The sequence below is a fragment of the Formivibrio citricus genome (assembly GCF_900115065.1).
GTDB lineage: Bacteria > Pseudomonadota > Gammaproteobacteria > Burkholderiales > Chitinibacteraceae > Formivibrio > Formivibrio citricus.
This window is the reverse complement of sequence record NZ_FOVE01000041.1, coordinates 1-1447: the sequence shown is the minus strand read 5'-3', so window position 1 is coordinate 1447 and position 1447 is coordinate 1. Positions and strand designations below refer to the sequence as shown.

General features: G+C 62.5%; 2 protein-coding genes. Both read right to left on the bottom strand.

Annotated features, from left to right (window positions below):
- On the bottom strand, positions 1-1187 hold a 1187-nt coding region (locus tag BMZ36_RS14200; protein WP_091198406.1), incomplete at its 3' end, for a sodium ion-translocating decarboxylase subunit beta.
- An 11-nt stretch (positions 1188-1198) separates the two neighbouring features.
- On the bottom strand, positions 1199-1447 hold a 249-nt coding region (locus tag BMZ36_RS14195; RefSeq protein WP_143086087.1), incomplete at its 5' end, for an acyl-CoA carboxylase biotin carboxyl carrier protein subunit.

The following is a 1447-nucleotide window of genomic DNA, read 5'->3' as shown; positions in this document are numbered from 1 at the left end:
GAGCCAATCAGCGGGTTGATCAGGTTCTTCGGCGAGAAGATGTTCATCACCTTGGCGAAGATCACGCCGCCAGCGGTGCCCAGCGCGAAGGCCAGGGCGCCCAGCAGCAGGATGCCCAGCGTTTCCAGGTTCAGGAACTTGTCGCCCATCATCTGCATGCCCACGCCCAAACCCAGGAAGATGGTGGCGAGGTTCATCAGTTCGTTCTGCATGGTCTTGGTCAGACGCTCCAGGCAGCCCGATTCCTTGACGAAGTTGCCGAAGGCGAAGCAGCCCATCAGCGGCAGGGCCGACGGCAGGATGAAGACGACGAGGCCGGTCACGAACAGCGGGAACAGCACCTTTTCCATCTTGTGCACCGGACGGACCTGGTGCATGCGGATCTTGCGTTCGGTTTCGTTGGTCAGCAGACGCATGATCGGCGGCTGGATCAGCGGAACCAACGCCATGTAGGAGTAGGCTGCCACGGCAATCGAGCCCATCAGGTGCGGGGCGAACAGCGACGACACATAGATCGAGGTCGGGCCGTCGGCGCCGCCGATGATGGCGATGGAGCAGGCTTCCAGCAGGCTGTAGTTGAAGCCGGGGATCAGGTTCAGGACCATCACGCCCATCAGGGTGCCGAATACGCCGAATTGGGCGGCGGCGCCGAGAATCGCCATGCGCGGGTTGGCCAGCAGCGGGCCGAAGTCGGACAGCGAGCCGATGCCGATGAAGATCAAGAGCGGCAGCAGTTCGGTCTTCAGCCCGTACTCGAAGATCATGTACAGCAGGCCGTGCGGGGCTTCACCCATGCCGGCGAACGGTACGTTGACCAGGATCGTGCCAAAGCCGATCGGAACCAGCAGCATCGGTTCGAAGTCCTTGGCTACGCCCAGGTACAGCAGTACGCAGCCGACGACGAGCATGATGAAGGCTTTCCAGCCGTTCTTGGCCATGAAGCCGGCTACGCCGGTCCGTTCGGCGATGCTGGTGATGCCCTTGACGATGGAGATGTCGCGCACTTCGGCTTTCTTGGCTACCACGGCGCCGGAGGCGTTGGCTGCCGGGGCGTGGGTGTCGGCGGCAGCAATTTGCTGCACGACCGGCGTGCTGGCTTGCGCCGTGGCGCTGGCCAGGCCGAGGCCGCCGAAGAGAGCCAGCCCGCAGGCAAGGCTCGCAAGCAGTTTCTTGAAGGTCTTTTGCATGGCAGTCAACCTCAGCACACAACGGCGATGGTCTGGCCTGCGGCAACCGCGGAACCAGCATCGGCCTTGAAGGTAAGAACGCCGGCTGCCTTGCTCTTGACTTCCAGTTCCATCTTCATCGATTCCATGATCAGGACCGTTTCGTCCTTTTCGACCATGTCGCCGTTGGAACGTACGTAGCGCAGAATGGTGCCGGCTACCGGGGCTTCTACCGGGGTCTCTGCACCACTGCTCGAGGCAACCGGGGCTGCTGCGGCTGC